A 5,427-nucleotide genomic window follows, 5' to 3' on the forward strand; every position below is an offset into this window, starting at 1 on the left:
TTCACCCCGCCGGTGCGGGCCGCGCTCGACCGCGAACCGCCCGCCTGATCAGCTGCGCCGGCGCCGCTGCTCGACCTGCGGCTCCGGGGCGCCGAGGCTCTCGCGCAGCCGGCGCAGGCCCCGGGCGACGAGTCGCGACACCTGCATCTGCGAGACCCCGACGATGGCCGCGATCTCGGTCTGCGTCTTGTTGGCGATGAAGCGCAGCAGCAGGATCTCGCGTTCGGCCTCGGGCAGGTTGGCGATGACGTTGCGCAGCATCGCGCGCTGCTCGACCTGCTCGAAGCCCTCGTCGATGATTCCGAGCATCGGGTGTTCGGGCACGCTCTCGCCCGGCGCGGCCAGCACGTCGAGCGGCACGCCGCTGTAGGCGCGCGCGGCGTCGAGGGCTTCGAGCACCGTCTCCTCGTCGACCTCGATGCGGGCCGACAGCTCGGGCACGGTCGGTGCGCGGCCGAGTTCCTGGCTGAGGTCGGCCCGGGCCGCGTTGAGCGTTGTCTGCAGTTCCTGCGCGCGGCGCGGCACGTGGATCAGCCAGCCGGTGTCGCGGAAGTGGCGCTTGATCTCGCCGAGGATCGTCGGCGTCGCGTAGGTGGAGAACTCCAGCTTGCGTTCGGGGTCGAAGCGGTCGATGGCCTTGATCAGGCCGATGGCGCCGACCTGCACGAGGTCGTTCATCGGCTCGTTGCGGCCGGAGAAACGCCGGGCCAGGTAGACGACGAGCGGCATGTGCAGCTCGACGAGCTGATCGCGTAGCCGGGGACGGCGCGGATCGTCGGCATCCAGCTGGTGCAACTCGGCGAGCAGGCGGGAGGCCTCGCCGTGGTTGCGACTGGGCTTCGACGACCCCGACTTAGGGGTCCCCGAGTCCTGGGGTGAAGTCACCTCTGCGCTGCCTCACGGGACTTGGTGACCGAGATGGTCAGACGCTTGCCGTCGCGGTGCACGTCGACCGTCGAGGCGAGGGCGCCCAGCACCGTCCAGGCGAAGCCGTCGCGGTCGGGCTCGGCGGTGTCGCTCGTGTCGACGCTGGTGTCGACGGCCAGGCGGCCCGTGCTCAGCTCGAAGCGCGCGTCCAGGGTCGAGTTCGGCGTCGCGTGGGGCAGCAGCAGGGCGCAGGCCTCGTCGACGGCGAGGCGGAGGTCCTCGATGTCGTCGATGGTCAGGTCGCAGCGGGCGGCGAGGCTCGCCGCGGTGAGCCGCAGGGTCGACACGTAGACGACGTCGGCCGGGATACGGACCTCGACGGTGTCGCCGTCGGGGCGGGACGGATCCGGGGTGGTCATGGGCTCCTCAGCTCTGTGGGTCGGCAGGCTCGTTGGGTTGATTGTCGCGCGCGATCAGGACGCGGGGTTCGGCAGGTTCCACCGGTCTATCACCGGGACGCCGTACTGCGCCCCGAGCACCGACGGCGCGGCCGTGCCGAGCAGCAGGTTCGCGCCGCCCGCGACCGGCAGGCCGATCCAGCGGGCGCCCAGCACGCGGCTGAAGTGACCGTGCCCGACGAGCACGACGGGTCCCTCGGCGGTCGCCTCGACGCAGCGGGCGAGCACGCGGTCGGCCCGCTCGCGGACCCGCGCGGCGGTCTCGCCGCCGGGCACGCCGTGGGTCCAGATCGTCCAGTCGGGGACGTCGTCGCGGATCTCCGCGCTCGTGCGGCCCTCGTAGGCGCCGTAGTCCCACTCGGCCAGGTCGTCGGTCGTCTCGTCGATCGTCAGGCCCGACAGCGCCGCCGTCTGCTGGGCCCGCGAGCGCGGGCTGCACAGCACGAGAGCGGGGTGGACGTCGGCGAGCACCTCGCGCAGCGCCAGGGCCTGCTTCTTGCCGGCGTCGGTGAGCGGGATTTCGGTCAGGCCGGTGTGCTGGCCCGACACGCTCCATTCGGTCTCGCCGTGGCGGACCAGCCAGATCGTCGTGTTGTCGCCGAGTTCGGAAGCGGCGAAGGCCGGCTCCGGGGAGGAGCCGGCCCTCGACGTGGTCATGATCGCCTCGCCCGGTGGACTCAGGCGGCCTTCTTGGTCTCCCAGAAGATAGTGTCGATCTCGGCGATGAGGTCGAGCAGTTCCTGGCCCTTCGCCGGGTCGACGTCGCCCTTGCCGCCGGACGCGCCGGCCGCCTTCGTCGCCTTGTTGAACAGCTCGTGCAACTGCGGGTACTTCTCGAAGTGCGGCGGCTTGAAGTAGTCGGTCCAGAGCACCCACAGGTGGTGCTTGACCAGCTCGGCGCGCTGCTCCTTGATGAGCAGGGCGCGGGTGCGGAACACCGGGTCCTCGTTGCCGGCGTACTTCTCCATGATCGCCTTCACCGACTCGGCCTCGATGCGGGCCTGGGCGGGGTCGTACACGCCGCAGGGCAGGTCGCAGTGGGCGAACGCCACGGTGGTCTTGCGTACGGCAATCGGACGGAACAGGCGCATAGCCTTGACCTCCACAGGGTTTGGGACGGCACAGTGTTGGGACATCAGCCGAAGCTCATTTCGACCCTACTCCCGCATCGATGCCCGTTTGGAGGCCCTGACTATCACCGGCCACGGCAAACATCAGGTGCTGCTCCCGTGGCAGCGGGTGCAGGTGAACGGGCCGTCCATGGTGCCGACGCTGCGCCACGGTGACGTCGTGATCGCCTGGCACGGACGCCGCATCCGGCCGGGTGACGTCGTCCTCGCCCGCTTCGTCTCGATGCCCAACCGACTGGTGGTCAAGCGGGTTGTCCATCGTGAAGGCGACGGCTGGTGGCTCGCCTCGGACAACCCGTTCGCAGGCGGCGACAGCGAGTCCCACGGCGTGGCCGAGGTGCTCGCCCGGGTCGTCGTGCGGGTCGCTCCGGGGCGTCCGCGCCGCGTGCGTTGAGCTGACCGGGGGGTTGAACAGACGACGCCACCGCGGGCCGGGGCCCACGGTGGCGTCGTGCGGTCGTTCAGGGGCGATTCAGAAGGAGGACGTCCCGTTCGGCGTGCCGAGCCCGGTCGGGCCGTCCCAGCCGGCGCCGGACGTGCACCACACGGCCGGCGAGCAGGTGCCGTTCGAACCGCTGCTCACGTCGTTCAGGCCGGAGGGGTTGCCCCACGCGATCGAGGCCGGGTAGCCCGAGGTGTTGCCCGAGAGCGCGTAGACGCCGGCCACGATCGGCGACGACGCGCTGGTGCCGCCGTAGACCTGCCAACCCTTGCGGCCCTGGTAGGAGGTCGAGTCGTAGACGGCGACACCGGTGTTCGGGTCGGCGACGGCCGAGACGTCGGCCGCGGCCTTGCCCGAGCACTGCGTGACGCCCGTCTGCCACGACGGTTTGGCGTTCAGGGTCGAGCAGCCGCTGCCGGCGCCGCTCCAGGCCGACTCGCTCCAACCGCGGGAGTTCGACGCCCTGGTCAGGCTGGTGCCGCCGACGGCGACGACCGCGTCGTAGCTGGCCGGCGACTGGATGCCGTAGCCGCTGTCACCGGTCGACGCGGTGACTGCGATACCCGGGTGGTTGTAGGCACTCGACTGGGCGGTGTCACTGCCGCCGTAGCTGTTGCTGATCGCCTTCACGCCGCTCTGTGTCGCGGCGTAGTTGACGCCCGCGCCGAGGTTGGCGAACGACGCCGAACCGGCCTCGACGAGCAGGATCTTGCAGCTCGGGCAGGCCGCCGAGACCATGTCGAGGTCGAGGCTGATCTCGGTCGCCCAACCGGCGTTCGTCTGCGGCAGGTTGCTACCGCCGGACTGGTTGGTGATGCGCAGGCAGCCGCCGGCCACGGTGCATGCAGGCAGGCCGTACTGGCTGCGGTAGACCGCGAGGTCGGCGGCGGCGGTCGGGTCGTTGTAGGCGTCGACGATGGCGACGGCGGAGCCGGTGGTCAGGCCGGCGAGCTTGTACGCCGACTGGATGTCGGCCGGGCCGTAGCCCGACGGGGTGGCGTTGGCGACGGGCTTGCCGCTGTTGTCCACGACGACGCGGGCGTCGCACGCCGCGTAACCGGCCGGCGCGGCGGCGCAGGTACGCGCCGAGTGTCGGCCCGAGGCCTGAGCCGGGGCAGCCCCCGCGCTGGTCGTGGGCAGGACGGTTGCGGCGAGCAGCGTGGCGCCTGCCGCAGCCGTGAGAACGAGGTGTTTCATGAAACCTCCATCGTGACGCCCCGTGTGAGCACTCCGCAGAGCTTCTCCCGTGTTCGGGTGCTTGTCCAGATCGAACCGAATGTCAGTTTTGTCCGCGCGCGGCGACGGGTGGTCCTGACCACGTCCGAGCCGTTGACGGGGTCGCCGGTTGCCCCCGCGTGCCAGACTCGACGTGCGGGCGAACCCCGGGAGCCGATCACTACCTGCGCCGTAACCTGGCGAGGACCTCATCGATGTGGATCAGGAGTAGGCGCAGTGGGTTTCGATGCGGACAGTGCGGTTTTTCGTGCCCACGAGGGCGGCAAGCTCTCGGTACGCAGCACGATGCCGCTCGTCGACCGCGAGTCCCTCTCCCTGGCCTACACGCCGGGCGTGGCCGAGGTCTGCTCCGCCATTGCCGTCGACGAGTCGGTGGCCCGGACCTACACCTGGCGCTCGCGCCTCGTGGCCGTCGTCAGCGACGGCACCGCGGTGCTCGGACTGGGCAACATCGGGCCGGCCGCGGCCCTGCCGGTGATGGAGGGCAAGGCAGCGCTGTTCAGCGAGTTCGCCGGCCTGAACGCGGTGCCGATCGTGCTGAACACGACCGACGCCGACGAGATCGTCGAGACGGTGCAGCGCATCGCGCCGTCCTTCGGCGGCATCAACCTCGAGGACATCTCGGCGCCGCGCTGCTTCGACATCGAGAAGCGGCTGCGCGAGAGCCTCGACATCCCGGTCTTCCACGACGACCAGCACGGCACGGCCGTCGTAGTCCTCGCGGCGTTGCGCAACGCCGCCCTGATCACCGGGCGCACGCTGTCGCAGCTGCGGGTCGTGGTGTCGGGGGCCGGTGCGGCCGGCGTGGCCTGCACGAAGATCCTGCTCGCGGCCGGCATCGGCGACATCGCGGTCGCCGACTCGAAGGGCGTCCTGCACGCGGGCCGGCGCGATCTCACGCCGATCAAGGCCGAGCTCGTGGCCAGCACGAACCGTAGCGGCCTGACCGGCTCGATGATCGACGCGCTGCGCGGCGCCGACGTCTTCCTCGGCCTCAGCGCCGGCGCGGTCGACGAGGCCGCGGTGGCCACCATGGCGCCCGGCGGCATCATCTTCGCCCTGGCCAATCCGACCCCCGAGGTCGACCCGGTCGTCGCCCACCGCTACGCGGCGATCGTCGCCACCGGACGCAGCGACTACCCGAACCAGATCAACAACGTGCTCGCCTTCCCCGGCATCTTCGCCGGCGCCTTCGACGCGCACGCCCTCGCGATCACCGAGAACATGAAGCTCGCCGCGGCCGCCGCGCTCTCCGACGTCGTCGCCGACGCGCTCGCGCCCGACCACATCGTGC

Annotated in this window: 7 protein-coding genes; 2 read left to right on the forward strand and 5 right to left on the reverse strand. The window is 71.0% G+C overall.

What is annotated here, in order from left to right:
- Nucleotides 1-48: 48 nt before the first annotated feature.
- From VGN18_RS18890 to sodN, 4 genes are read right to left on the reverse strand one after another with little or no spacing between them, the layout of a single operon-like run.
- A complete protein-coding gene (locus VGN18_RS18890; RefSeq protein ID WP_327541275.1) occupies nucleotides 49-885 on the reverse strand; it encodes a SigB/SigF/SigG family RNA polymerase sigma factor in 837 nt (278 codons plus the stop codon).
- Nucleotides 882-1,286 (reverse strand): ATP-binding protein, encoded by a 405-nt coding sequence (locus tag VGN18_RS18895; RefSeq protein WP_327541276.1) that lies wholly within the window; start codon nucleotides 1,284-1,286, stop codon nucleotides 882-884. The genes VGN18_RS18890 and VGN18_RS18895 overlap by 4 nt, the downstream gene beginning before the upstream one ends.
- A 54-nt stretch (nucleotides 1,287-1,340) precedes the next feature.
- On the reverse strand, nucleotides 1,341-1,982 hold the full coding sequence (locus VGN18_RS18900; protein ID WP_327541277.1) for a histidine phosphatase family protein: 642 nt from the start codon (nucleotides 1,980-1,982) through the stop codon (nucleotides 1,341-1,343).
- Between the two features lie 20 nt (nucleotides 1,983-2,002).
- Entirely contained in the window at nucleotides 2,003-2,416 is a 414-nt protein-coding gene (sodN, locus tag VGN18_RS18905) for a superoxide dismutase, Ni (protein ID WP_327541278.1), read from the reverse strand.
- An 88-nt stretch (nucleotides 2,417-2,504) separates the two neighbouring features.
- On the opposite strand from sodN, the gene VGN18_RS18910 reads away from it, so the two are divergent.
- Nucleotides 2,505-2,849 (forward strand): S24 family peptidase, encoded by a 345-nt coding sequence (locus VGN18_RS18910; RefSeq protein ID WP_327541279.1) that lies wholly within the window; start codon nucleotides 2,505-2,507, stop codon nucleotides 2,847-2,849.
- A gap of 78 nt (nucleotides 2,850-2,927) precedes the next feature.
- Here the strand turns inward: VGN18_RS18910 and VGN18_RS18915 are convergent, their stop codons facing one another.
- Nucleotides 2,928-4,094, reverse strand: coding sequence for a hypothetical protein (locus tag VGN18_RS18915; RefSeq protein WP_327541280.1), 1,167 nt, complete (start codon nucleotides 4,092-4,094; stop codon nucleotides 2,928-2,930).
- 255 nt (nucleotides 4,095-4,349) lie between these two features.
- Here VGN18_RS18915 and VGN18_RS18920 point away from each other — a divergent pair.
- On the forward strand, nucleotides 4,350-5,427 hold a 1,078-nt coding region (locus tag VGN18_RS18920), incomplete at its 3' end, for an NADP-dependent malic enzyme (RefSeq protein ID WP_327541281.1).

It is taken from the genome of Jatrophihabitans sp., from assembly GCF_036000465.1.
In the GTDB taxonomy this organism is placed as follows: domain Bacteria; phylum Actinomycetota; class Actinomycetes; order Mycobacteriales; family Jatrophihabitantaceae; genus Jatrophihabitans.